The sequence below is a fragment of the Mesorhizobium kamtschaticum genome, assembly GCF_056174585.1.
Map to the genome: position 1 here is coordinate 6,189,387 of NZ_CM149691.1, position 21,907 is coordinate 6,211,293.

The 21,907-nt window shown below is 62.0% G+C and carries 22 protein-coding genes and 1 pseudogene; 17 read left to right on the forward strand and 6 right to left on the reverse strand.

Going from position 1 to position 21,907, the window contains the following annotated elements; translation table 11 throughout:
• Positions 1–63 precede the first annotated feature (63 nt).
• The 9 genes and pseudogenes from AC0V7N_RS30840 (at position 64) to AC0V7N_RS30880 (ending at position 9,622) form a co-directional block, all read left to right on the forward strand.
• Positions 64–1,719 (forward strand): ABC transporter substrate-binding protein, encoded by a 1,656-nt coding sequence (locus AC0V7N_RS30840; RefSeq protein ID WP_496627481.1) that lies wholly within the window; start codon positions 64–66, stop codon positions 1,717–1,719.
• Between the two features lie 246 nt (positions 1,720–1,965).
• Positions 1,966–2,763 carry a DUF427 domain-containing protein gene (locus AC0V7N_RS30845; protein WP_475451958.1) on the forward strand — a complete coding sequence of 266 codons (798 nt, stop codon included), beginning with the start codon at positions 1,966–1,968 and terminating at the stop codon, positions 2,761–2,763.
• Between the two features lie 97 nt (positions 2,764–2,860).
• Positions 2,861–3,448, forward strand: coding sequence for a hypothetical protein (locus AC0V7N_RS30850; RefSeq protein WP_475451959.1), 588 nt, complete (start codon positions 2,861–2,863; stop codon positions 3,446–3,448).
• 59 nt (positions 3,449–3,507) lie between these two features.
• The gene (locus tag AC0V7N_RS30855; protein WP_475451960.1) at positions 3,508–4,272 is read left to right on the forward strand and encodes an SDR family oxidoreductase; all 765 of its coding nucleotides are present in this window, start codon (positions 3,508–3,510) and stop codon (positions 4,270–4,272) included.
• A 238-nt stretch (positions 4,273–4,510) separates the two neighbouring features.
• The gene (locus tag AC0V7N_RS30860; RefSeq protein WP_475451961.1) at positions 4,511–4,687 is read left to right on the forward strand and encodes a hypothetical protein; all 177 of its coding nucleotides are present in this window, start codon (positions 4,511–4,513) and stop codon (positions 4,685–4,687) included.
• A 26-nt stretch (positions 4,688–4,713) separates the two neighbouring features.
• Positions 4,714–5,687, forward strand: a pseudogene (locus tag AC0V7N_RS30865) (ABC transporter substrate-binding protein).
• Between the two features lie 77 nt (positions 5,688–5,764).
• Positions 5,765–6,838, forward strand: a complete 1,074-nt coding sequence (locus AC0V7N_RS30870; protein ID WP_475451962.1) for a quaternary amine ABC transporter ATP-binding protein — start codon at positions 5,765–5,767, stop codon at positions 6,836–6,838.
• The gene (locus AC0V7N_RS30875) at positions 6,835–8,814 is read left to right on the forward strand and encodes an ABC transporter permease (RefSeq protein ID WP_475451963.1); all 1,980 of its coding nucleotides are present in this window, start codon (positions 6,835–6,837) and stop codon (positions 8,812–8,814) included. The genes AC0V7N_RS30870 and AC0V7N_RS30875 overlap by 4 nt, the downstream gene beginning before the upstream one ends.
• A 7-nt stretch (positions 8,815–8,821) precedes the next feature.
• Entirely contained in the window at positions 8,822–9,622 is an 801-nt protein-coding gene (locus tag AC0V7N_RS30880; RefSeq protein WP_475451964.1) for a hypothetical protein, read from the forward strand.
• A gap of 88 nt (positions 9,623–9,710) precedes the next feature.
• Here AC0V7N_RS30880 and AC0V7N_RS30885 read toward each other — a convergent pair whose 3' ends face one another.
• Positions 9,711–11,069, reverse strand: a complete 1,359-nt coding sequence (locus tag AC0V7N_RS30885; protein WP_475451965.1) for a trimethylamine monooxygenase — start codon at positions 11,067–11,069, stop codon at positions 9,711–9,713.
• A gap of 263 nt (positions 11,070–11,332) precedes the next feature.
• Here AC0V7N_RS30885 and AC0V7N_RS30890 point away from each other — a divergent pair, with 263 nt between their 5' ends.
• Positions 11,333–12,046, forward strand: coding sequence for a helix-turn-helix domain-containing protein (locus tag AC0V7N_RS30890; RefSeq protein WP_475451967.1), 714 nt, complete (start codon positions 11,333–11,335; stop codon positions 12,044–12,046).
• 293 nt (positions 12,047–12,339) lie between these two features.
• Here the strand turns inward: AC0V7N_RS30890 and AC0V7N_RS30895 are convergent, their stop codons facing one another.
• From AC0V7N_RS30895 to AC0V7N_RS30915, 5 genes are read right to left on the reverse strand one after another with little or no spacing between them, the layout of a single operon-like run.
• Complete coding sequence (locus AC0V7N_RS30895) at positions 12,340–13,557, reverse strand: ISAs1 family transposase (RefSeq protein WP_496627482.1); 1,218 nt, start codon at positions 13,555–13,557, stop codon at positions 12,340–12,342.
• The gene (locus AC0V7N_RS30900; protein ID WP_475451968.1) at positions 13,526–14,566 is read right to left on the reverse strand and encodes a heme-dependent oxidative N-demethylase family protein; all 1,041 of its coding nucleotides are present in this window, start codon (positions 14,564–14,566) and stop codon (positions 13,526–13,528) included. The genes AC0V7N_RS30895 and AC0V7N_RS30900 overlap by 32 nt, the downstream gene beginning before the upstream one ends.
• A gap of 9 nt (positions 14,567–14,575) precedes the next feature.
• Complete coding sequence (locus AC0V7N_RS30905) at positions 14,576–15,541, reverse strand: PDR/VanB family oxidoreductase (protein WP_475451969.1); 966 nt, start codon at positions 15,539–15,541, stop codon at positions 14,576–14,578.
• Positions 15,538–16,134: a dimethylamine monooxygenase subunit DmmA family protein gene (locus AC0V7N_RS30910; RefSeq protein WP_475451970.1), complete on the reverse strand. Its 597-nt coding sequence runs from the start codon at positions 16,132–16,134 to the stop codon at positions 15,538–15,540. Before AC0V7N_RS30910 ends, AC0V7N_RS30905 begins: the two co-directional genes overlap by 4 nt.
• 41 nt (positions 16,135–16,175) lie before the next feature.
• Positions 16,176–17,309, reverse strand: coding sequence for an aminomethyl transferase family protein (locus AC0V7N_RS30915; protein ID WP_027041338.1), 1,134 nt, complete (start codon positions 17,307–17,309; stop codon positions 16,176–16,178).
• Positions 17,310–17,596: 287 nt separating this feature from the next.
• On the opposite strand from AC0V7N_RS30915, the gene AC0V7N_RS30920 reads away from it, so the two are divergent.
• The 7 genes from AC0V7N_RS30920 to AC0V7N_RS30950 all read left to right on the forward strand — a co-directional run bounded on the left by AC0V7N_RS30920 (position 17,597) and on the right by AC0V7N_RS30950 (position 21,903).
• Entirely contained in the window at positions 17,597–17,884 is a 288-nt protein-coding gene (locus AC0V7N_RS30920; protein WP_475451971.1) for a hypothetical protein, read from the forward strand.
• A gap of 12 nt (positions 17,885–17,896) precedes the next feature.
• Complete coding sequence (locus AC0V7N_RS30925; protein ID WP_475451972.1) at positions 17,897–18,274, forward strand: hypothetical protein; 378 nt, start codon at positions 17,897–17,899, stop codon at positions 18,272–18,274.
• Between the two features lie 15 nt (positions 18,275–18,289).
• A complete protein-coding gene (locus AC0V7N_RS30930; protein WP_475451973.1) occupies positions 18,290–18,451 on the forward strand; it encodes a hypothetical protein in 162 nt (53 codons plus the stop codon).
• Between the two features lie 14 nt (positions 18,452–18,465).
• Entirely contained in the window at positions 18,466–19,860 is a 1,395-nt protein-coding gene (locus AC0V7N_RS30935) for an APC family permease (RefSeq protein ID WP_475451975.1), read from the forward strand.
• 45 nt (positions 19,861–19,905) lie between these two features.
• Positions 19,906–20,595 carry a hypothetical protein gene (locus AC0V7N_RS30940; protein ID WP_475451976.1) on the forward strand — a complete coding sequence of 230 codons (690 nt, stop codon included), beginning with the start codon at positions 19,906–19,908 and terminating at the stop codon, positions 20,593–20,595.
• On the forward strand, positions 20,592–20,921 hold the full coding sequence (locus AC0V7N_RS30945; RefSeq protein ID WP_475451978.1) for a hypothetical protein: 330 nt from the start codon (positions 20,592–20,594) through the stop codon (positions 20,919–20,921). Before AC0V7N_RS30940 ends, AC0V7N_RS30945 begins: the two co-directional genes overlap by 4 nt.
• A gap of 85 nt (positions 20,922–21,006) precedes the next feature.
• On the forward strand, positions 21,007–21,903 hold the full coding sequence (locus AC0V7N_RS30950) for a class II glutamine amidotransferase (RefSeq protein ID WP_475451980.1): 897 nt from the start codon (positions 21,007–21,009) through the stop codon (positions 21,901–21,903).
• The last annotated feature ends 4 nt before the right edge of the window (positions 21,904–21,907 follow it).

A 21,907-nucleotide genomic window follows, 5' to 3' on the forward strand; every position in this document is an offset into this window, starting at 1 on the left:
CCGGCCGCGATCAACAATGACCTAAATGGCCGATCCCCCAAGGGCAAGCGAGGAATGCAGCCAATGCCAAAGCATTTCATGACGATCGACGCCGCTCGCAAGAACCTAACAGCAATCGAAAATTCCGCTGTCGACGAATTGCTGGCCGGCCGGCTCGACCGCCGCGATTTCCTGCGCCATGGCAGCGTTCTCGGCCTTTCCCTGCCGTTCCTGGGCAGCCTTGTCGCGGCTGCTGGTCTCGGCACGCAAAAGGCCCGCGCCGAGGGCAAGCCGGGCGGCACGGTGCGCGCCGGCGTGGCCACGCCGGGCGGCGCCATCGATCCCGTCACCTACTATGACAGCGGCAGCTACCAGCTGGTTTTCCAGACCGCCGAATTCCTCTGCATTACCCAGCCGGATCTCACCTTGAAGCCAGTGCTGGCGGAAAGCTGGTCGCCGAACGCGGACGGCAGCGTGTGGACCTTCAAGCTGCGCAAGGGCGTGAAATTCCACAATGGCGAGGACTTCAAGGCCGACGACGTCGTCGCGACCTTCGACCGGCTGGCCGACCCCAACGGTGCCTCGAACGCGCTTTCGGTGTTCAAGGGCCTGCTGTCGAAGGGCGGCACGCAGAAGGTCGACGACCATACCGTCGCCTTCCATCTCGATGCGCCGAACGGCAACTTTCCCTATTCGGTGTCGATCGACAATTACAACGCCGTCATCCTGCCGGCGAGCTACAAGGGCGATTACGAAAAGACCTTTGAAGGCACCGGCCCGTTCCGGCTGGAAAGCTATACGCCGAAGGTCGGCGCGACCTTCATCCGCAACCCCGACTATTGGGGCGAGAAGGCGCTGCCCGACCGGCTCGAGTTCAAATTCTACGGCGACGTGCAGCCACGCATCCTGGCGCTACAGGCGGGTGAGGTCGACATCCTCGATGCCGTGCCGCTCGATGTCAGCCAGGTGGTGCTCAACAGCCCCGACATCACGGTGCTGCGCGTCGCCTCGACCGCGCACCGCCAACTGCATATGCGCTGCGACACCGGCCCGTTCACCGACAAACGCGTCCGCCAGGCGCTGGCGCTCAGCATCGACCGCTCCAAGCTGGTCGACGGCCTGTGCCGCGGCATGGCGGCGACCGGCAATGACAGCCCGTTCGCACCGGCCTTCCCCGCCACCGACAAGTCCGTGCCGCAACGCGTCCAGGACATCGCCAAGGCCAGGCAGCTTCTTGAGGCAGCCGGCCTCGCCAGCGGCTTCGACATCACCCTGACGACGCTGCGCTATTCCGACATTCCAGGCTATGCGCAGCTGTTCCAGAATTTCGCCAAGGAAATCGGTGCCCGCATCGCGCTCAACATCGAGGACCAGGACAAATATTACGGCAAGGCGGTGTTCGGCCAGTCGGACTGGCTGGACAGCCCGTTGGGGATCACCGACTACGCCCATCGCAGCGTGCCCAATGTCTTCCTGAAAAGCCCGCTGGTCAGCGACGGCCCGTGGAACGCGGCGCATTTCAAGAACCCTGCCTATGACGGCATGGTCACCTCCTACCTCAAGGCACTCGACATCGGCGCACAGCGCGCGGCCGCTTCCGACATCCAGAAGCTGCTGCTCGACGAGACGCCGGTCATTTTCAGCTACTTCCCGGATCTGCTGGTGCCGGTGCGCAAGAATGTCAGCGGCCTGCCGCCGATCGCCGCCGGTCTGCTGCTCGATCGTGTGTCGCTGGGATAAGGCCGGGTTGGACAATTCCGCTTTTCGGGCGGTGAGGCTATCCGCTGGCAGGGTTGCGAAGAACGATGGGGGGCCATCGTTCGAGCCACTCGATGCAAGGGAAACCCGCCGCCCGGAAACCCTCTCCGGCACCACAATTCAATCCAGGTTCATCTCGCTGTGCGCCAACGCTCGATGACAAAAGAAAAGAAACGGGAGACTACCATTCGCAAGCCTCATTTGCGCGGCCGCGGGCCGCATTTCCCCTTGCTCGACAATATCGTGCAATACGAGTTCGAGCCCGGCTACGTCGCTTTCACCATGCCTATGCAGAAGCGGCTGCGCGTGCAGGTGGGATCGATGATCGTCGCCGACACGACCAAGGCGCTGGTGCTCTACGAATCCGACCATCTGCCGGTCTACTACTTCCCGATCAGTGATGTGCGCGAAGAGTTCCTGTTGCCGAGCGCGACGACGACCGAGAGCCCGTTCAAGGGCGTCGCCACGCATTATTCGCTGAACACCGGCATCACGCTGGTCGAGGATGCGGCCTGGCGCTATGTCGATCCGGTCAAGGGATCGCCTGACCTGTCGGACTACATGTCCTTCTATTGGCCCAAGATGACGCACTGGTATGAGGAGGACGAAGAGATCTTCGTCCACGCCCGCGATCCGTTCCGCCGGGTCGACTGCCTGCCCTCCTCGCGGCGGGTCCAGGTCATCCTCGACGGCGAGCAGGTTGCCGATTCACGCCGCGGCGTGTTCCTGTTCGAAACCGGCCATCCGGTGCGACACTATCTGCCGATCGCGGACACGCGGCTCGATATGTTCGCGCCCAGCCGCTACATTTCGCGCTGCCCCTACAAGGGCATCTCCAGCTACTATCACGTGACCACGCCCAAGAAGCGGCACGAGAACCTCGTCTGGTATTATCCAGAGCCGGTGCATGAGGCCGAGCGGATCAAGGGCCTGGTCTGCTTCCACCACGAACTGGTCGACAAGATCCTGGTCGACGGCGTCGAGATCCCGAAGGAATTCACGGCCGCGTCCAGCGGCTACTTCTGAGCTGTCACTGGCTGACTGCGTTCGAAGTCAGCCAGGTTTCGAGTTCTCGTTCGCCCGGGCCGGTGCTAGGCTGAGATTTCGCGGCGGACGATTGCTCATGAAGACGGCATTTCATCATGCGGCCCTTCCCTGGCTCGTCGCCCTCGTTGCGGTACCTGCACCGGCGTTTGCCGAAAGTGTGCCGGCTTTCGAGCTCAAGCTCGATATCGACCAGGACGGCAAGATGGACCGGGCCGTGGCGATGCAGGAGCCCGGCGGGCCGGCCGATCTGTATTTCTACCTGGCAGCGGGCGAGGAGAAGCTCGACCCCTCGCGCCGGCCCGATTTCGTTAGGAAAGGGCTGACCGAAGACCGGGTCATCGACCTTGAAAGCAAGGGCAAGGGATCGCTGGCGATGACGTCCTGCTTCGGCTGCGGCGCCAGCAAGTCGACAGAAGACACGCTGACGATCGTCTACCGCCGAGGCCAATTCCTGGTCGGTGGCTACAGCCGCAGCTGGGACTGGAACCAGCAGACATCGGATGGCGTCAAGACGACGGTTGGAGGCTGCGACATCAACTATCTCACCGGCAAGGGCACTGTCTCCAGGGACCTTGAGGACGGCAAGCCGATCAAGGGCAAATTCAGGCCGGTGCCGCTCAAGGACTGGTCCTCGGAGAAGCGCCCCAAGGCTTGCGATTTCTGACGAGGTTGATCGAACTGCCATGCAGCGCATACCCTCCCCTGAAATAGGGAGGGCTATCGATGGATCTTTTCAAGCTGGACGGCGACGTTGTGCTGGTCACGGGTGCCGGCAGCGGCATTGGCCAGGCAATCGCGATCGGACTGGCCGAGGCAGGGGCCGACGTCGCCTGTTTCGGTCATGCATCGAAGGGTGGGCTGGAGGAGACCGCGCACCGGATTACCGCGCTTGGCCGCAAGGCACTGGTCCTTAACGGCACGGTGACATCGGAGAGTGATCTGGCGGCGGCAATCGATCGCGTCGAGGCTGAGCTCGGCGCGCTGACCGTTGCGGTCAACAATGCCGGCATCGCCGGGTCGGAACCGGCCGAAACGATGTCGCTTGAGACATGGCAGAAGGTGCACGAGGTCAACGTCGCCGGCGTGTTCCTGTCGTGCCAGGCCGAGGCGCGCAAGATGCTGGCTCGACGCAAGGGCTCGATCATCAACATCGCCTCGATGTCAGGCACCATCGTCAATCGCGGGCTGACGCAGGCGCATTACAATTCCTCGAAAGCCGCCGTCATCCACATGTCGAAGAGCCTCGCCATGGAATGGGCCGATCGCGGACTGCGCGTCAATGTCGTCAGCCCGGGCTACACGCTGACGCCGATGAACAAGCGGCCCGAGGTGGCGGAGGAGATCAAGATCTTCAAACGCGACACGCCCATGGGACGCATGGCGGCGCCGGAGGAAATGGTCGGGCCGACGGTGTTCCTGGCCAGCCGCGCGTCGAGCTTCGTCACCGGCCTCGACCTGATCGTCGATGGCGGTTACGTCTGCTGGTAGGACCGCATCTGGCAGAACTTCGCCTGCAGTCTGAATTTGTGCGGCCGCGAGGCGTTAGTCGTTGCGTGAGATGAACGTTGGTATATATAATTTCATCCTATGAAACGGCTTGGCGAGATGGGGCTTGCCATGCCGACAGCCGAGATCATGGGACCTTGATGGCTCGCACCTTGCAGGGCGCCGCAAGACTGGCAATTGATCCGCGGATGATCGCTCCCGCAGCGATGCATCGGCAGTCATGACGCTGACCCTCCCGGCATACTCCATCATCACCGAAATTCAGCATCATTTCGCCTGCGCCGGCTTTAGCCGCGACGTGGCGGCAACGGCCTTGCGCAACGACCAGTCTTTCCACCACAATCAGGGAAAGATGCAAGACGGGCATAAAAAGACGCAAGAAGGGAACGAACAATAACCGCCACAGCTTGAAGGAGAACAAGCATGTCATTTCGGAGCAGAATTTCAAAACTATCGATGGGCGCCATCGCGCTCGCGACGCTAAGCCTGCTGACACCTTCCGCCCATGCCGCCGCACCGGAATCCAACGATCCGATCAAGATCGCGCTGTTCGACTGGACGAGCGTCAACCTTAACGCCAAGATTCTGGCGGCATTCTGGAAAAGCTCGGCTATACCGTCGAGTACCCGACCGCCGATTACCTCTCCAGCCTCACCACCGGCCTTACCAATGGCGACCTCGATGTCGGGCTGGAGTTCTGGGACACGACCGCCGGCGAAGCCATGAAAGCCTCCGACGCCACCGGCCAGACCGAACGGCTCGGCAAGCTCGGCCCGAAGGCCAAGGAAGAGTGGTGGTTTCCCGAATATATGAAGGAGAAATGCCCAACCTTGCCGGACTGGCATGCGCTGCTCGATCCGACATGCGCCGCATCGTTCTCGACGGCGGAGACGGCGCCGAAAGGGCGCTATCTCGGCGGCCCGGTGACCTGGGAAGGCTTTGACGATGAGCGCGTCGCGGCGCTGAAACTGCCCTTCACCGTGATCCATGCCGGCACCGATGCAGCGATGTTCGCGGAACTCGACTCTGCCTATCAGCGCAAGGCGCCGATCATGCTGTGGATCTATTCGCCGCATTGGGCGCCGGCCAAGTACAAGGGCGAGTGGGTGCAATTCCCCGAATACACGCCGGAATGCTACAATGACCCGAAATGGGGCGTGAATCCCGACGCCAAATATGATTGCGGCAAGCCGCATGGCGAGATCTGGAAGTACTCCTGGAACGGCATGAAGGACAAATGGCCGGTCGCCTACAAGGTGGCGAAGGCCTTCACGATCGATACCGACGAGCTCAACAAGATGAGCGGCGAGATCGACCTCGACGGCAAAAAACCGGAAGACGTCGCCGCAGCCTGGATTGCCGCGCATGAGGCCGACTGGAAAGCCTGGGCGCAGTGATCGTTCCGACTGGAAATGCGAGACCCGGCCGTTGATCGGCCGGGCCTCAATTGTTGATGTTCCAGAAGGACGATTGGATGACGGACGGGACTGAACAGGGGGCGATGCAACCGGGCACGGACGACCGCCCGATAAAGCTTGCCTGCCGCAATGTGTGGAAACTGTTCGGAGCGAACGCGGCCAGTTTCATCCGCGAGCGCGACGGCAAGGCCAGCATGGCCGATGTCACCGCTGCCGGGCTGGTCGGGGCGGTGCGCGCCATCGACCTCGAAATCCGCCAGGGCGAGATCTTCATCATCATGGGTCTGTCGGGATCCGGCAAGTCGACACTGGTGCGCTGCATGTCCAGGCTGGTCGAGCCGAGCCATGGCAAGGTCGAGTTCGAAGGCAAGGACCTGCTGAAGATTTCCGATGCGGCGCTGATCGAACTCCGGCGCCATCGCATGGGCATGGTATTCCAGAATTTCGCGCTGCTGCCGCATCTCAACGTGCTGGACAACATCGCCTTTCCGCTCAGCATCCAGGGGCAGGACCGGGCAACGCGCGAGGCGCGGGCGCGTGAGGTCATCGAACTTGTCGGTCTGCGCGGCCGCGAGCACTTTTATCCGCGCGAACTTTCCGGCGGTCAGCAGCAGCGTGTCGGCATTGCCCGCAGCCTCGCGACGAAACCGGAAATCTGGTTCCTCGACGAGCCGTTCTCCGCACTCGATCCGCTGATCCGCCGCGAGATGCAGGACGAGTTGATGCGGCTGCAGACCATGCTGCACAAGACCATCGTCTTCATCACCCATGATTTCGACGAGGCGATCCGGCTCGCCGACCGCATCGCCATCATGAAGGACGGCGAGGTCATCCAGATCGGCACGCCGGAACACCTGGTGGTCAATCCGGCGACCGACTATGTCGCCGAATTCACCCGCGACGTCGACCGCGCCAAGGTGATTTCCGCGCGCAGCCTGATGCGCGCCTGCGATGGCGCCGAGTATGGCGGCACCGTGACGCCCGAGGCCAAGATCGCCAGCTTCTCGGCCAGCATCGTTTCCGCCGGCAAGCCGTTCGCGGTGGTCAACGGCACCGGCAAGCCGATCGGCGAAGTCACGCCGCAAGCGGTCATCGACCTGCTGGCCGGCATCGAGAGAGCTGGCGCATGACGGTAACGGCAAGCGCCAGCGAGGCGAGGCCACCGCTTCAGCGCTGGCTGCTTGTCTGGGTACTCGCCCTTGCCGCCGTGCTGGTGGTGTTCCTGCTGCAGGACAGTGTGCCCTGGGCAGTCAACTATCCGGCCGATGCGGTCGTGCCGGTCGCCGACTGGGTCAGCGCGCTGATGCGCTGGATCAAGTCGAACCTGTCGTGGCTGACGCGCTCGATCACCGCGGTGCTCGGTGTGCCGCTCGACTTCGCGCTCAATCTCTTGGCCAAGAACTTCAAGATCGGCCACGGCGTCGACACCGTGGTCCTGCCGCGCCTGTCCTGGGTCGGGGTGTGCACTGCCGCCTTCCTCGCCGGACACGCTGTCGGTGGTCGGAAACTCAGCCTGCTGGTCGGCGGCTGCTTCCTCTACATCGCTCTGTTCGGCCAATGGACCAGTGCCATGCTGACGCTGGCTCTGATCTCCATCGCGGTGCCGTTTTGCATCGTCGCCGGGCTGTTCGCCGGTATCTGGGCCTGGCGCAAGCCGTGGGCGGAAAGACTGATCGTCTCCCCTGCCCTTGACCTGATGCAGACGATCCCGACCTTCGCCTACCTCATCCCGATGCTGCTCCTGTTCGGCAACAGCCCGGTCTCGGCGATGATCGCCACCGCCATCTTCGCCACACCGCCGATGGTGCGGGCGACGATGCTTGGCCTCTCCCGCGTGCCGCTGGAGATCGGCGAATTCAGCGACATGGCCGGCTGCACGGCGCGGCAGAAACTGTGGCGGGTGCTGCTGCCCTCGGCGCGGCCGACGCTGATGGTCGGCGTCAACCAGGTCATCATGCTGGCGCTCAACATGGTCATCATCGCCTCGATGATCGGCGCCGGCGGCCTCGGCTACGACGTGCTTCTGGCGCTGCGCGCGCTGAAGGTTGGCGAGGCGATGGAGGCCGGTCTCGCCATCGTGGCGCTGGCGATCGCGCTCGACCGGCTGAGCCAGGCCATCGCGCACAAGCAGGCAAAGGGCCATGTCCATCAGGCCATGAGCCCTAGACTCTGGCGGCGCTACCCCAACCTGACGCTGGCCATCGCTATCCTTGCCGTCACAACGCTGCTCGGCCTGTTCGTGCCGGCTTTCGCCGCAGTGCCGAAGGCGATCACCTTCACCACCGCGCCGCTGTGGAAGGCGGCGGTGAACTGGGTGACGATCAACTTCTTCGACATCATCGAAGCCTTTCGCGTGGCGCTGATCCTTAACGTGCTCAACCCGGTGCGTGCCTTCTGCGAGGGCTTTCCGTGGCTCGGCGCGGTGTTCCTGCTCGCCCTTGCCGGCTATCAGCTCTCAGGCCTGCGCCTGGCGGCCCTGGTCGCGGCACTGACCGCCTTCTGCGCCATCACCGGTCTCTGGGAGAAGACCATGGCGACGGTCTACCTCTGCGGCATCTCGGCCTTCATCGCCTGCCTGATCGGCATCCCGATCGGGCTGATGGCCGCGCGCAGCGACCGCTTCGAGAAGATTGTCACGCCCATCATAGACACGCTGCAGGTGCTGCCGTCCTTCTGCTTCATCATCCCGGTGGTGATGCTGTTCAGAGTCGGCGACGTCACCGCGATGATCGCCACGGTTGCTTTCGCCGTGGTGCCGGCGATCCGCTACACCAATCACGGCATCCGCCAGGTGCCACCGGCGCTGATCGAGGCGGCAAAGGTTTCCGGCTGCACGCCGCGCCAGACCTTCTTTCGCGTGCAACTGCCGCTGGCGCTCCCCGAAATCATGCTCGGCGTCAACCAGACGATCCTGATGGCGCTGGCGATGATCATCATCTGCGCCATGGTCGGCACCCGCGATCTCGGTCAGGAGGTGTTCATCGCGCTGTCGAAAGCCGATTCCGGCCGCGGCATTGTCGCCGGCCTGGCCATAGCCTTCATCGGCATCGTCGCCGACCGGCTGTTCAATGCCTGGACGGCGAAGGCACGGGCAAGGCTGGGATAGAAGCCGAATGACCGAGCCGGGCGAACCGCCTTTTACCGTTCTCGTCTTCGACATGGCCAAGACCGGCGAGCCGGATGGCGAGCATATGGTTCGCGGATTCCAGACGCTGGATGCGGCAACATCCTACGCCATCGCGCGGGTTCGCGCCTCGGTGGAGGAACTGCGTAAGCCCGGCATCGCTGCCGCGGAGCTGAGGCAGCTCTGGCACCTTTACGGCGAAGACTGTTCAGTGTTGAACGCCAATGTGCGCGGCAGCGATCTTCTCGACGATTTCATCGCCACGCCGGCGACCCCTGTCGAGTGCAACTGGCAGGTTTTGGCGCCAAGGCTGCGCCGCTTCCGCGCTTCCTTGCTGATCTCCAACGAAAAGGACGAGTCGGTCTGGGCCGGCGGATTCTTTCGTTCGACCTACAAATTGGCGCGCGACGGCCTGCTCGAGCGTTTTCGCGACGACGCCATTGCTGCCTTCAAAGCCAAGAACATCGAGCCGGCCGTGCCGACAAAGCTCATGGTCGCCAATTACTTCGAGCTTCCTGATCCGCCCTACCCATCGCCGGGCGCGGCGCTGCGATCCTGGAAGGTCGAGGTCGGTTTCGTCTGCCACGATGTGAAGTTCGGCGGCGACGCCGCCGGCGTCTTCGCCTGGCCGGAAGAGCCGACCGACTGGGCGCTCAGAACCATGCAGTTCCTGCTGATGGCCGACATGATGGCGATGCGCGGCGATGGCCCGGACTGGGCCAACGATTGCGATGTTCTCTCCGTCAAGGTTACCGAGACGGATGCGGCTCCCGACTATCCGCTGGATTGAAGCGCGGCAATCTTTAGTTGGGCCATGATCTTTTCCGAAAACCGGTTCCCTCTTTTTGCTTCGCTGACCTCCGGTTCGGGATCATGGCCTACTCCGCCGCGACGCCCTTCACTTCGAGATAGCTCTCCATGGAATCGTCCAGCGCCTGCAGCCATGGCGTATGGTGCAACGGCGCCATGGTGCCGGTCATCAGCGAGCGGTAGGCGTGATCGCGAAAACTCATAATGTCTTCGCCCTTGTGGTGCTCCCACTCCATGAAGGTCTGGTTGACCGCCTCGACGTCGAAGCCGGGATAGTCGGTCTGGTCCATCAGTTCCTTGGTGTAGTCGCCCTGGAACCAGATCATCTGCTCGGCGTCTTCCAGTGTCTCTTCACGCGCCCGCCATTTGGCGCCGTGCGCGGCCATCGCGTCGGCCGACGGCAGCTTGATGCGACCCATGATGACGTCGCGAGCAAACCAGGCCTGCGCGTCGAACATGTTGAAGGTGTAGAACTGGTCCTGCATGCCGATATAGGACAGTTTCGGGTTCTTCTCCCAGACGACGCCCTCATAGAGGCTGTCTGGCCACATGCGGTTGGCGGTCTTGAGCTTCAGGTCGTCGGTCAGGAACGGGAAGGAATGGAGATAACCGGTGCACAGGATGATGGCGTCGACATCCTTGGTAGTGCCGTCCTTGAAGTGGGCGGTCTTGCCGACAACCTTCTGCAGCAGCGGCACCTCTTTCCAATTGTCAGGCCATTTGAAGCCCATCGGCTTCGAGCGGTAGCTGGAGGTGATCGACCTGGCGCCGTATTTGTAGCATTGCGAGCCAATGTCCTCGGCCGAATAGGAACGGCCGATGATCAGGATATCCTTGCCCTTGAATTCCATCGCGTCGCGGAAATCGTGGCTGTGCAGAATGCGGCCGTTGAAGGTCGAAAAACCTTCGAAATGGGGAACGTTGGGCACGGAGAAATGCCCGGAAGCGACGACGACGTTGTCGAACTCTTCGGAATAGGTGACGTCGTTGCTGCGGTCATGCGCGGTAACGGTGAATTTCTTGGTCTCGTCCGAGAAGGTGACCATGCGTACCGGGCTGTTGAAGCGCACCCATTTGCGCAGGCCCGATTTTTCGACGCGGCCCTTGATGTAATCCCACAGCACGGCGCGCGGCGGATAGGAGCCGATCGGCCGGCCGAAATGCTCCTCGAATGTGTAGTCGGCGAATTCCAGGCATTCCTTCGGTCCATTCGACCAGAGGTAGCGATACATCGAGCCGTGGACGGGATCGCCATGCTCGTCGAGGCCGGTGCGCCAGGTGTAGTTCCACAGGCCGCCCCAGTCCGACTGCTTTTCGAAGCAGACGATTTCAGGGATGTCGGCGCCCTTGTCGGCAGCCGACTTGAAGGCCCTGAGCTGTGCCAGGCCGGACGGTCCGGCGCCGATGACGGCAACGCGAGTTTTCATTTCCAGGGCCTCCTCATTTTTGATTTCCCCAGCGAAACAAATTTCACTGACAGTGACACTAATTGGCGCTTCGGTGCTGTCAACAGACATCTGTGGGAAGGGCGTTTGCGCGGACAGGATTCCTGGCGAAAAACTTTCGCGGGCGGAATTCATGGGATCGGCCCGTGCGACACAAGACGGCTTGCCGACACCGCCGCGCTGCTGTATCGCCACCTCTAATGTTCACCTAGAGTGAAATAAATCCGCGACGTCCGGGGGGCGACATGGCGAAAGACAGTTCCAAGGCCGGGCTTGCCGGCGCCAAGCCAAAGCCGTTGCCAAAGGTCTCGGCGGACGGCAAGACCATCCGCGCGCCGCTGATGCAGAACCCGCACGCCATCCGCGACACCCGCGAGAAAGTGCTGGAGGTGGCGATCGGCCGCGAGGTGCGGGCGTTCCGCAAGAAACTCGGCATCACCGTCGCCGATCTCGCTGTCGCCACCGACATTTCGCTGGGCATGCTGTCGAAGATCGAGAACGGCATCACCTCGCCGTCGCTGACCACCTTGCAGGCGCTGTCGCGGGCGCTCGGCGTTCCGGTGACAGCCTTCTTCCGCCGCTTCGAGGAGGAGCGCAGCGCCGTCTTCGTCAAGGCCGGCGAAGGTCTCGATGTCGAGCGCCGTGGCACGCGCGCCGGCCATCAGTACAATCTGCTCGGCCATATCGGCTCCAACACCAGCGGCGTCGTCGTCGAACCCTATCTGATCACGCTGACCGAGGATTCGGACGTGTTCCCGACCTTCCAGCATGAGGGCATGGAGTTCCTGTACATGCTCGAAGGCGAGGTCGTTTACCGGCACGGCAGCAACCTCTATCCGATGAAGCCGGGCGACAGCTTGTTCTTCGACGCCGATGCGCCGCACGGACCGGAGCAACTGACGAAACTGCCGATGCGGTATCTGTCGATTATTTGCTATCCGCAGAACAGCGCGGGTTAGGCTGGCCAATCTCCCCCCTCGTGGGGGAGATGTCCGGCAGGACAGAGGGGGCGCTGTCCCGCCGACGTTCGTCATCCTCGGGCTTGACCCGAGGATCCATGCCGCGACCTTCGCCTAAGGGTGCAACGGAGCAGAATTCTCAACCGCTGCAACACCTTAGCGTCACGGCATGGATCCTAGGGTCTACACCGCGTCGCTTCGCTCCTTGCTTCGCCCTAGGATGACGACCTCAATGGTCGCGTTCCTTCGCGCCCCCCTCTGCCCTGCCGGGCATCTCCCCCTTGAGGGCAGGGCTATCGCATATGAGCGATTGCCTGGATGAGATAGTCGTCATTCCAAGCGCATTTTTTGATGCGGTGGCTGATAGGGACTTTGTCGATATCGGCGGCCTGAAGGATATTTCTGGCGATGCGGTTGATTAGCGCGGTGTTGGCTGGGGCGTTGTCCTTGCGGGCACGGCTGAGGTCCTCGTGCAGATGGACGTCGAGCATCCAGTGCAGCCCGTTCTCGATCTGCCAATGCGCTCTGGTGAGATCGATTGCCTGCTGTGGCGACAGCAGCGTTGAGGCCATGAACATGCGCGTCAGCGGTTCGGCCTGATCACGCCGGCTGGTGATGCGGATGAAGGCCTTGTGCCCAGGCATCATTGGTTCAGCCGCCACCACGACCTCTGCCTGCCGCCATTCGCTACGGCCATGGTTGGTCTCGGTCCGCTCAGTGACGGCGGGAGTGGTCTGGGCCAGTTGTTGTTTGGCCCGAGCCAACCAATGCCGGCGGTTTCCCTTGAGCGCGAGCAGATAGTCGCCACCACGCTGAATGATGGCCTGGGCCATGCGCGTGTGGTAATGGAGCGCGTCAGCTGCAACCAATCGGCTAGTAAGATCAATGAGTTCGACGACCTTGAGGGCAGCCTCGACCTCATTGTCTCCCTCGCCGGGCGAGACCGCCGCCAAACACAGCCGCGTCTGGCTGGCAAAGGCTGACACCGTCAGGGGCGGGCTGGCCGCAAGGCCTTTCTCATAGGTCCGCCGCAGCGCCTTGCCATCAAGTGAGACCACACCCTGGCGTGCCTGGGCAAAGCCTGCGGCAAAGGCGGCGAACGCACGTCCGAAGGCCTCCGGATCGAGCAGCCGCAACAGCCGCGAGAAGGTGTCGTGGCTGGGCGCCTCCTCATAGTCGATCAAACGCGACAGCGCCGGCTTGCGTTCTTGCGCGAACAACGAAAACTCCGTCGCGTTGGTCGCGCCACACAGGCTCGCCGCGATCATCATCACGATCAGGTCGCCAAGCCGGTGCGTGGCATTGGCCGCGCGCGGATCAGGGACCGCGCCGAAATAGCTCTCAAGGCTGGAAATGGCAGTCACTCCTTCGATGGACTGCCTTCCCAAAGAATCCCTTCTCAAACCGACTTCAAGTCCAAAATCGCCATATGCGATTCCCCTGCCCTCGTGGGAGAGATCGGCAGCTTCGGCGGCAGCTCTAATCCGGCCCAAACCCTGGACTCGTCGCACTCCCGTCATCCAGCTTCGACAGCCACTCGACCAGCGTCGGCCGATAGCGGGTCAGGCCCTTGTAATTGGCCAGTTCGTCCGGCAGATCACGGATGACGCGGTGCAGGCGGCGTGCCCATTTCGGCTGTGTCACCAGTTCGTCCATCTTGATGAGATAACAGCGGATCGGGAAGACGATGCCGTTGGAGCGCGGCAGCCGCCAAAAACTCTGCAATTCGACGCGCAAATGCACCTTGTCGCCGACATTCTCGGGCGTCACGGTTGTCCGATCCGGTCCCCATTTGTGGTAATTTTCCGGGCTGGTGTCGAGGCGCGGATTGATGGTCATGGTCCAGTTGAGACGCCGAGCCGGCTTGCCTTGCTGGATGTTGGTGAGGAACTTCAGCGCCCTGACGAAAATCCCCTTCTCATGCGCCAGCGGCACCGGCGCGTGCCACTCGAAGAAGTTCATGCCGATGTCGAAATCGAGCGACCAGTCGGCTTGCGTGGTGACCATGCCGGCATCCATCCACAGATTGCCGTCGCGCTGGTCGAGGATGCAGAAATCTCCCTGGCTCTGGCGGGTGATGTATTCCATCGGCCCGTAAGGCAGCGTCGAAGTGTCGCCGAAGGTGAAGGTGTCGTCGATGCCAAGCGGCCGGTTGATCCAGCGCCAGCGGTCGCCGTCGCGGGTCAGCGTAAAATGCTCGGGATAGCCGAGCGCCTGTTGCTCCATCAGCAGTTCCAGCAAATCCCAGCCGGCCAGCGTCATGTGCGGCAAAGACTGGCAGCGCAGCGGGTCCTCGGCCAGCACCAGCGCGCGGTCCTGCATTTCGGCGACATAGTGTTCGTCGACGTCGATCAGGTTCTCCAGCACGCTGCCCTTGGGCCCGACGACATGCGGCTCGATGTTGACCGCATACATGTAGCTGTCTTCGTGAAACGGGAACGGGAACCGCCTGATATGCTCAGGGCTGTTCTTGAAGGTGAAATCGTCGCGGAACGTTTCCTTGCGAAAGGTGATGCCCATGATTTCCTCCTACCGCTCCAGCACCAGCGACCGGCCTTCGAAGCGCGACACGCACGGCATGATCTTGCATCCGGAGCGATGGTCTTCCTCGCTCAGCCAATGGTCGTTGTGAATGAACTTGCCATCATAAGAAATGACGTTGGTCTCGCACTGACCGCAGACGCCGCCGCGGCAGAGATAGGGCGGATCGACACCAGCCGCCTCGATCGCCTCGAGCAGACTCTGCTGCTCGTCGACGCGGATCGTCTTGCCGGTGACGGCAAGCGTTACGTCGAAAGGCAGGCCGGGCTGGGGTGCGGCGAAATGCTCGAAATGCACGGCCTCCGCCGGCCAGCCCAGGGCGGCTGCGCGGTCGCGGACCCAGTTGATCATGCCAGCCGGACCACAGACGTAGAGATGCGTGCCGAGCGGCTGTGTCGACAGCAAGCGGTCGAGATCGATGCGCTCGTCGCGGTCGTCATGGTAGAGCCTGATGCGGCGGTCATAGCGCTCGCGCAGCACGTCGGCATAAGTGCCGAGCGAGGCGGTGCGGCAGGTGTAGTGCAGTTCGAAATTGCCGCCCTCCCCCGCCAGCTGCGCGGTCTGCGCCATGAACGGCGTGATGCCGATGCCGCCAGCCAGCATCAGATGTTTCCTGGCGCGCAGGTCGAGCGAGAACAGGTTGACCGGATAGCTGATCACCATCTCCAGCCCCGGCTTGACGGACCGGTGCATGAACAACGAGCCGCCGCGGCCGATATCGTCGCGACGCACCGAGATCGTGTATTCGCGCGTGTCGAGCGGCGAGCCCATCAGCGAATAGGGATTGAGCCTGGTGCGGTCGCCGTCACGCATCTCGACCACGACATGGGCGCCGCCGGAAAAGGTCGGCAAGAGATCGCCGTCGCGCCGGCGGAAATGGAAGCGGGTGACCAGATCGTTGACCGGGACGACATCGCTGACCACGACATCGAGTTTGGTGGTGCCGGTGCTCATGGGAAGGCCTCCTCCATTGGAGGAATCTCCGAGCGATCCTCGGCATTGATGCAGACGCCCTGGAAGGCGGCGAGGCGCCGGGAATAGTGATCGCGCACCAGAAGCAGCAGGCCGCAATGCGCACAGGTAGCCGGCTGTGTCGTGACGTTTTCGGTGATGCCCTTGCAGTGCACGCACTGCATGCGCCGCGCCAGCGAGCCTCGATGCTCCGTCTGCATGGAGGTGTGGTCGATACCGGCTTCGAGCGCCACCTGCATGGTCTGGCCGATCAGGCCTTCGGTGCCGGCGAGGTAAAGGCGTAGGCCCATATGGGCGTTGCTCAGCGTCTGCTTCAGTCGCGGCAGCAGGCTGGCGAAGGACGGCGCCTGATGAAACTGCCCCGGCTTCAGCGCTTCGAGAGCGGCGACATGCTTGCCGTCGGGACCTGGGATGAAGACAATCTCGGCCCCGTCGAAGAAACCGGGCGGAGCCGCCCCGGCCATGTCAAGGATGGCCAGCGCGCCTTCCGCATCCGCCACGAAAAGATGATGCTTGCCGGGCTGCGAAGACAGGGTTCCATAAATGGGCCGGCTGATGATGGTCTTGGCTGCCATTCTCTCTTTGTGCCTTAAAATCCCTCGCTGCTGATGATGCCTCAACCCTTGGCGGTGCGCTTGGTCTTTTTGGGATCGTCGAAAGGCAATGGCTGTGCCGTCGCCTTGATCGATCCGCTCTTGTTGCGGATTTCGAGCTTGGTGTCCTTGACCGCGCAGTCGACATCGAGGCGGGCAATGCCCATCGATTTCTTGACCAGCGGCGAATACATGGCGCAGGTCACAACGCCGACCTTTTTGCCGTCGCGATAGACCGGCGCGCCTTCGTCGGCCGGTTCCTTGCCGTCGAGCAGCACGCCATAGATCTTGAAGCGCTCCTTGCCCTTGAGGCGGTAGTGCTCCTCGGCCCCGCGGAATCCGGTCTTGCCGGGGCTGACGGTGAAGTCGAGGCCGAGTTCCCACAGCGTGTCGCCGGGGCCTTCATTCTCGAACGGGTATTTTTGCGAATTATCGTAGGGGTAGAACAAGAGGTAGCTTTCGACCCGCAGCATGTCGAGCGTGGTGAAGCGGCACGGGATGATGCCGGCGCTCTTGCCCTCGTCGAGAATCCTGTCCCAGATCGTGCCGGCGTCCTGGCCGCGGCAGAAGATCTCGTAGCCGCGCTCGCCGGTGTAGCCGGTGCGCGAGATCATCACCGGGAAACCGAACAGCTGCGTCTGCATGTGATGGAAATAGTTGAGGTCGCGGATCCCAGGCACATGTTTGGCGAGATAGTCGACCGCGGTCGGCCCTTGCAGCGACAGATCGTGCAGATTGTCGTCGAAGCGCAGCGACACATCGCGGCCGACGGAAGCGCGCTGCAACTCCTCATGGCCGGTGCCCGAACCGTGCACCACCATCCAGGCGTTCGGCCCAGTGCGGTAGAGAATGCAGTCGTCGGTAAATTTTCCCGCCTCGTTCAGCATGCAGGCATAGGCCGACTTGCCGGGGTAGATCTTTTCGACGTCGCGGGTGGTGGCGAGGTCGATGAGATGCGAAGCGTGCGGGCCTGTGATGTGGACCTTCTTCAGGCCCGACACATCCATCAGCCCGGCCTTGGTGCGGATGGCGGTGTATTCTTCGTCGGCGTCCTTGTCGTAGGTCCAGGCGGTCCCCATACCGCTCCAGTCTTCGAGCTTCGAACCCAGCGCGCGATGGCGATCCGCCAGGGTCGAAAATCTCCAGGATGCCGTCATCCGATCGTCCTCCGTTCAAAAATCCATTGTTCCCTGCTCCTTGGCGCGGTGGCCGGAGCTTTGGGTTGAATATTGATCGCAAACGCGGGAGAGCTGCAATCCCCTGAAAGCAAATAATTTCATTGTCAGGCAAAATTGACCGCCCCGAGCAAACGGTTAACTCAGCGTAAATTCGCCTTGACAATTGCGAAGATCGGCCTGAATTTATGAAAAAAATTTCACTCTCTTGAAAGAGAGCGGCGCACGGTCAATTCGGAACCGGACGTCGGCAAAAAGGGGAACAACCGATGTCAGACCTGCAACAGCGCATCGAGGCGCTGTATCGCTCCGATTTGCGTGGATCCGCGCTGCTGATCATCTGCCTATGGGCGACGATCCTCTTCGTCCTCTTCATGACATGGCCGTATATCCCGGACAGCGGCATCAAGGCCGTCGTCGCGATTGCCGCCGCCGCCGTGCTGATCTTCAACACGGCCGCCATCCTGGCGATGGTCAAGCACTACAAGGAAGACAAGGACTTCATCTACGGGCTCGATATCAAGAACGCCGACGCGTTCAGCAACCGCAAGTCCTGAGGGGTACACCACATGTCCCGTTACATTCCGCCGGAGCAGAGCAAGGCCGGGCAGGTTTTCGACATCGTCGTCGTCGTGGTCGCCATATTCGTGGCACTGTGGCTGCCGCTGAAACTGGGCCTGGCCGGAGCGGCAAAGTCCATTGACGCGCTCGACGCCAAGACCTGGGAAGCGCTTGGTCAGAACCCGACCATGGCAGCGATCTGGGAGAAGCTCGGCTACACGCCCGAGACCGCGCACGACGTTATCCAGAACCGATTCCACTATGTCATCGACTGGCCGACGCTGATCATCATGGCGGCGGTGCTGATCGGTTATTTCGTGTTCCTGTTCCGTGCATCTGACCGCGAATATCGCGACGTCATCAACGAAAAGTTCGACGACAAGTAATTCGGGGACAAGATCATGTGGGTGGCACTCTCTTACGCATGCTGGGGCATCTCGGTCGTGCTCGCGCTGTGGATGCTTTACGACTGGTTCAAGGTCGATACGACCTATTCCGAGGAGGTCCTGACCTCGTCGCGCGAAGGTGAGCTTGAAGCCGCTTCCGAAGAACACCGGATCTGAGTGGGGATTGAACAATGACGATCGCGCTTGAACCGGCAGTACACGGCGACAGGGTTTCGCTGCTCAGGGTGCTAGGCCCGGCCCATGTCTGGGCGCTCGGCGTCGGCATCGTTCTGGTCGGCGAATTCACCGGCTGGAATTTTTCGGCGGACAAAGGTGGCACACTGGCAGCCCTAATCGTGTGCTGGGTCGTGGGCCTGCTCTACACATCCGTCGCCATGATCGATTCCGAGGTCACGTCGACCGTTGCCGCCGCGGGCGGTCAATACGCCCAGGCCAAGCACATTGTCGGGCCGCTGATGGCGTTCAACGTGGCGCTGTTCCTGGTCTTTGCCTACACCATGCTTGAGGTCTCGGATGCCATCCTGCTCGGCCAAACAATCGTCGCCAAGGCCGGCATCCCAGATATGAGCTACAACTCCTTCATCGCCGCCACCATCGTCGTGCTGGCGTGGCTGAACTATCGCGGCGTGCTGATGACGCTCAACGTCAACTTCGTCATCACCGCGATCGCCTATGTCTCGATCGTCATCCTGTTCTTCTCGGTCAGCCCGTGGACGCAAGGCGCGGTGCTGAAGCTCAATGAACTGGTTACTCCCGGCAATGCGCTCCCCTATGGCTGGATCGGCGTCATCGCTGCCTTCCAGTTCGGCATCTGGTATTATCTCGGCATCGAGGGCACCACGCAGGCGGCCGAGGAAGTGCGCTCGCCAGCGCGCTCGCTGCCCTATGGCACCATGGCCGGCATGATCACGCTTCTGATCGCCGCCGCCATGACCTGGTACGTCTGCGCCTCGCTGATGCCGTGGGAATATCTCGGCATCACCCCCTATCCGCTGTGGGACGCTGGCAAGCTGACCGGCAGCCCGCTGCTCGAAAATCTGTTGTTCATCGCTACGCTGCTTGCCGCAATCGCCTCCGCCAATGGCTGTATCAACGATGCCGCGCGAGCCTGGTTCTCACTCGGCCGCGACCGTTATCTGCCAACCTGGTTCTCGGCGGTGCATCCGAAATACCGTACGCCCTATCGCTCGATCCTGTTCCTGCTGCCGATCGCGCTTGCCTTCGCCTTCATCGCCGACCTCAACCAGGCGATCACCTTCTCGATCCTATCGGGCGTGCTGCAATATACGTTCATGAGCATCAACATCATGATGTTCCGCAAGAAGTGGCCGCTCGGCACGATCCGTCGCGGCTACACCCATCCGTTCCACCCGCTGCCGGCGATCGTGCTGTTCTGCCTGTGCGTGGTCACCTTCTTCGCCATCTTCCTCGGCTTCGGTTCACAGCTGAGCGCCATGGTCGCCTTCTATTTCCTGATCTCGCTGTGGTTCCATTTCTACCGCTACAAATTCGTGCGGCGCGGCGACCAGTTCACCATGCCGTGGCCGAAACCGCAGGGCTATTGATGGGAGACGGCCCGTCCGGATGCCGGATGGGCCAGGCATGATAAAATGTCCGAAGTGACATCAGCACTGCTTGCCGGGGCCATTGTCCTGGCTCTCGTCCTCCATCTTGCGTGGCTGGCGCGCCGCAGCCGCAACAGGGCATTGGCGGCGCTCGCCGCCGACGAGGCCAGCATCCGCACCGTCATCGCCGACGTCGCCAATGTTTCGGACGGCACCGCCGGTGTCGTCACCTGGGAAGGCTCTTGGAACGGCCAACGCGTTCAACTGCGCACCATCGCCGATACGTTGGCGACGCGAAAACTGCCGGCACGCTGGCTCAGCATTTCGATCACCGAAAAGGTGGCCGTGCCCGCCACGTTCGACATGATGATGCGGCCGGGTTCGCCGACGACCTTCTCCAATTTCGATCATCTTCAGCATACTCTGTCCAAGGCTCCGGGATTTCCAGCCGAGGCGGTGCTTCGGACCGACCACCGGGGCACGCGTTTTCCGCAAGGCATCATCGCTGATCACCTGGAACTCTTTTCAGAGGGACGCGCCAAGGAACTGCTGATCACGCCAAACGGGGTGCGCATCGTCTGGCTGCTGGCGGAGGCCGAGCGGGCACGTTACGGCGTTTTCCGGCAGGCCGCGTTCGGTGACGCTCAGATCGATCCGGCGCTGATCCAACGGTTGCTCATATCCCTGTCGGCGCTGCGCGACGCCATCAACAAAAGCGAACGGCAAGCCGCATGACAAGTTCAGACACCTCGCCGGCGCCGACAAACCCTTATCTCGTCCTCGGCGCCGCAATTGTGCTGCCGGCAAGCGGCCATGTCATTTTGGGCGTGCCGGTGCGCGGGTTGCAGTTTCTTTTCTTCATGGTGATCCTGTCCTGGGTCACCGCCAAGATCGCGCCGCCCGACGCCAGCTTCATCGGCCGTCATGCCGGCGGTTTCCTGATCTATGCACTGTCGGTCCTCGACGCCTACAAGCTCGCCCGCATCCGCCACGCCCTGTGGGTTCACAATGCCGCGCAGGGCAGCGATAATTCGCATGGTGGCATTGCGCCGCATACGTAACTAGAGGAAAATTTTTTTCATGTGATTGAATTCGTGCAACGCATTCGGTACATCATCTCTTAGCTACAAACGCCGGGAGGCTGACATGTGTGGAATTGTCGGACTGTTTTTGAAGGACAAGTCGCTGGAGCCGAAGCTCGGCGCGATGCTGTCGGAGATGCTGGTCTCGCTCAGCGATCGCGGCCCGGACAGCGCAGGCATCGCCATCTATGGCGCCCCCTCCAAGAATGAGGCCAAGATCACCATTCAGTCGGCCAAGCCCGCGCGCGATTTTCGCGGCCTCGATACCGAGCTCGCCAAGGCCATCGGTGTGCCGGTGAGCATCGCGGTGAAATCAACCCATGCCGTCGTCAGAGCCCATCCCGACAAGATCGACGAAGCGCGCGAGGCGATCCAGGCACTGCGCCCCGACATCCGTATCATGGGCGCCGGCGATGTCGTCGAGATCTACAAGGAAGTCGGCCTGCCCGAAGCGGTCGTCGATCGCTTTGACGTTCGCAAGATGACCGGCACGCATGGCATTGGCCATACCCGTATGGCGACGGAATCGGCTGTGACGACGATGGGCGCGCATCCCTTCTCCACCGGGGCCGACCAGTGCCTGGTGCACAATGGCTCGCTGTCGAACCACAACAATGTCCGCCGCGAGCTGATCCGTGAAGGCATGAAATTCGAGACCGAGAACGACACCGAGGTGGCGGCCGCCTATCTCTCCTCGCAGATGGCGCATGGCAAGAACCTCGGCGAGGCGCTGGAAGGTACGCTCTCCGACCTCGACGGCTTCTTCACCTTCGTCGTCGGCACCAAGAACGGTTTTGGCGTCGTGCGCGATCCGATCGCCTGCAAGCCCGCCGTCATGGCGGAGACCGACCAGTATGTCGCCTTCGGCTCGGAATATCGCGCGCTGACCAAACTGCCCGGCATAGACAATGCGAGGGTCTGGGAACCGGAACCCGCAACCGTCTATTTCTGGGAGCATTGAGTTC

Coding starts and splice junctions, on each gene's coding strand:
- AC0V7N_RS30850 (WP_475451959.1), top strand. CDS start 2,861: ATGAAGACGGCATTTCATCATGCGGCCCTTCCCTGGCTCGTCGCCCTC.
- AC0V7N_RS30910 (WP_475451970.1), bottom strand. CDS start 16,134: ATGGCAGCCAAGACCATCATCAGCCGGCCCATTTATGGAACCCTGTCT.
- AC0V7N_RS30885 (WP_475451965.1), bottom strand. CDS start 11,069: ATGAAAACTCGCGTTGCCGTCATCGGCGCCGGACCGTCCGGCCTGGCA.
- AC0V7N_RS30930 (WP_475451973.1), top strand. CDS start 18,290: ATGTGGGTGGCACTCTCTTACGCATGCTGGGGCATCTCGGTCGTGCTC.
- AC0V7N_RS30870 (WP_475451962.1), top strand. CDS start 5,765: ATGACGGACGGGACTGAACAGGGGGCGATGCAACCGGGCACGGACGAC.
- AC0V7N_RS30915 (WP_027041338.1), bottom strand. CDS start 17,309: ATGACGGCATCCTGGAGATTTTCGACCCTGGCGGATCGCCATCGCGCG.
- AC0V7N_RS30840 (WP_496627481.1), top strand. CDS start 64: ATGCCAAAGCATTTCATGACGATCGACGCCGCTCGCAAGAACCTAACA.
- AC0V7N_RS30950 (WP_475451980.1), top strand. CDS start 21,007: ATGTGTGGAATTGTCGGACTGTTTTTGAAGGACAAGTCGCTGGAGCCG.
- AC0V7N_RS30905 (WP_475451969.1), bottom strand. CDS start 15,541: ATGAGCACCGGCACCACCAAACTCGATGTCGTGGTCAGCGATGTCGTC.
- AC0V7N_RS30875 (WP_475451963.1), top strand. CDS start 6,835: ATGACGGTAACGGCAAGCGCCAGCGAGGCGAGGCCACCGCTTCAGCGC.
- AC0V7N_RS30945 (WP_475451978.1), top strand. CDS start 20,592: ATGACAAGTTCAGACACCTCGCCGGCGCCGACAAACCCTTATCTCGTC.
- AC0V7N_RS30920 (WP_475451971.1), top strand. CDS start 17,597: ATGTCAGACCTGCAACAGCGCATCGAGGCGCTGTATCGCTCCGATTTG.
- AC0V7N_RS30890 (WP_475451967.1), top strand. CDS start 11,333: ATGGCGAAAGACAGTTCCAAGGCCGGGCTTGCCGGCGCCAAGCCAAAG.
- AC0V7N_RS30860 (WP_475451961.1), top strand. CDS start 4,511: ATGACGCTGACCCTCCCGGCATACTCCATCATCACCGAAATTCAGCAT.
- AC0V7N_RS30900 (WP_475451968.1), bottom strand. CDS start 14,566: ATGGGCATCACCTTTCGCAAGGAAACGTTCCGCGACGATTTCACCTTC.
- AC0V7N_RS30855 (WP_475451960.1), top strand. CDS start 3,508: ATGGATCTTTTCAAGCTGGACGGCGACGTTGTGCTGGTCACGGGTGCC.
- AC0V7N_RS30925 (WP_475451972.1), top strand. CDS start 17,897: ATGTCCCGTTACATTCCGCCGGAGCAGAGCAAGGCCGGGCAGGTTTTC.
- AC0V7N_RS30940 (WP_475451976.1), top strand. CDS start 19,906: ATGTCCGAAGTGACATCAGCACTGCTTGCCGGGGCCATTGTCCTGGCT.
- AC0V7N_RS30880 (WP_475451964.1), top strand. CDS start 8,822: ATGACCGAGCCGGGCGAACCGCCTTTTACCGTTCTCGTCTTCGACATG.
- AC0V7N_RS30935 (WP_475451975.1), top strand. CDS start 18,466: ATGACGATCGCGCTTGAACCGGCAGTACACGGCGACAGGGTTTCGCTG.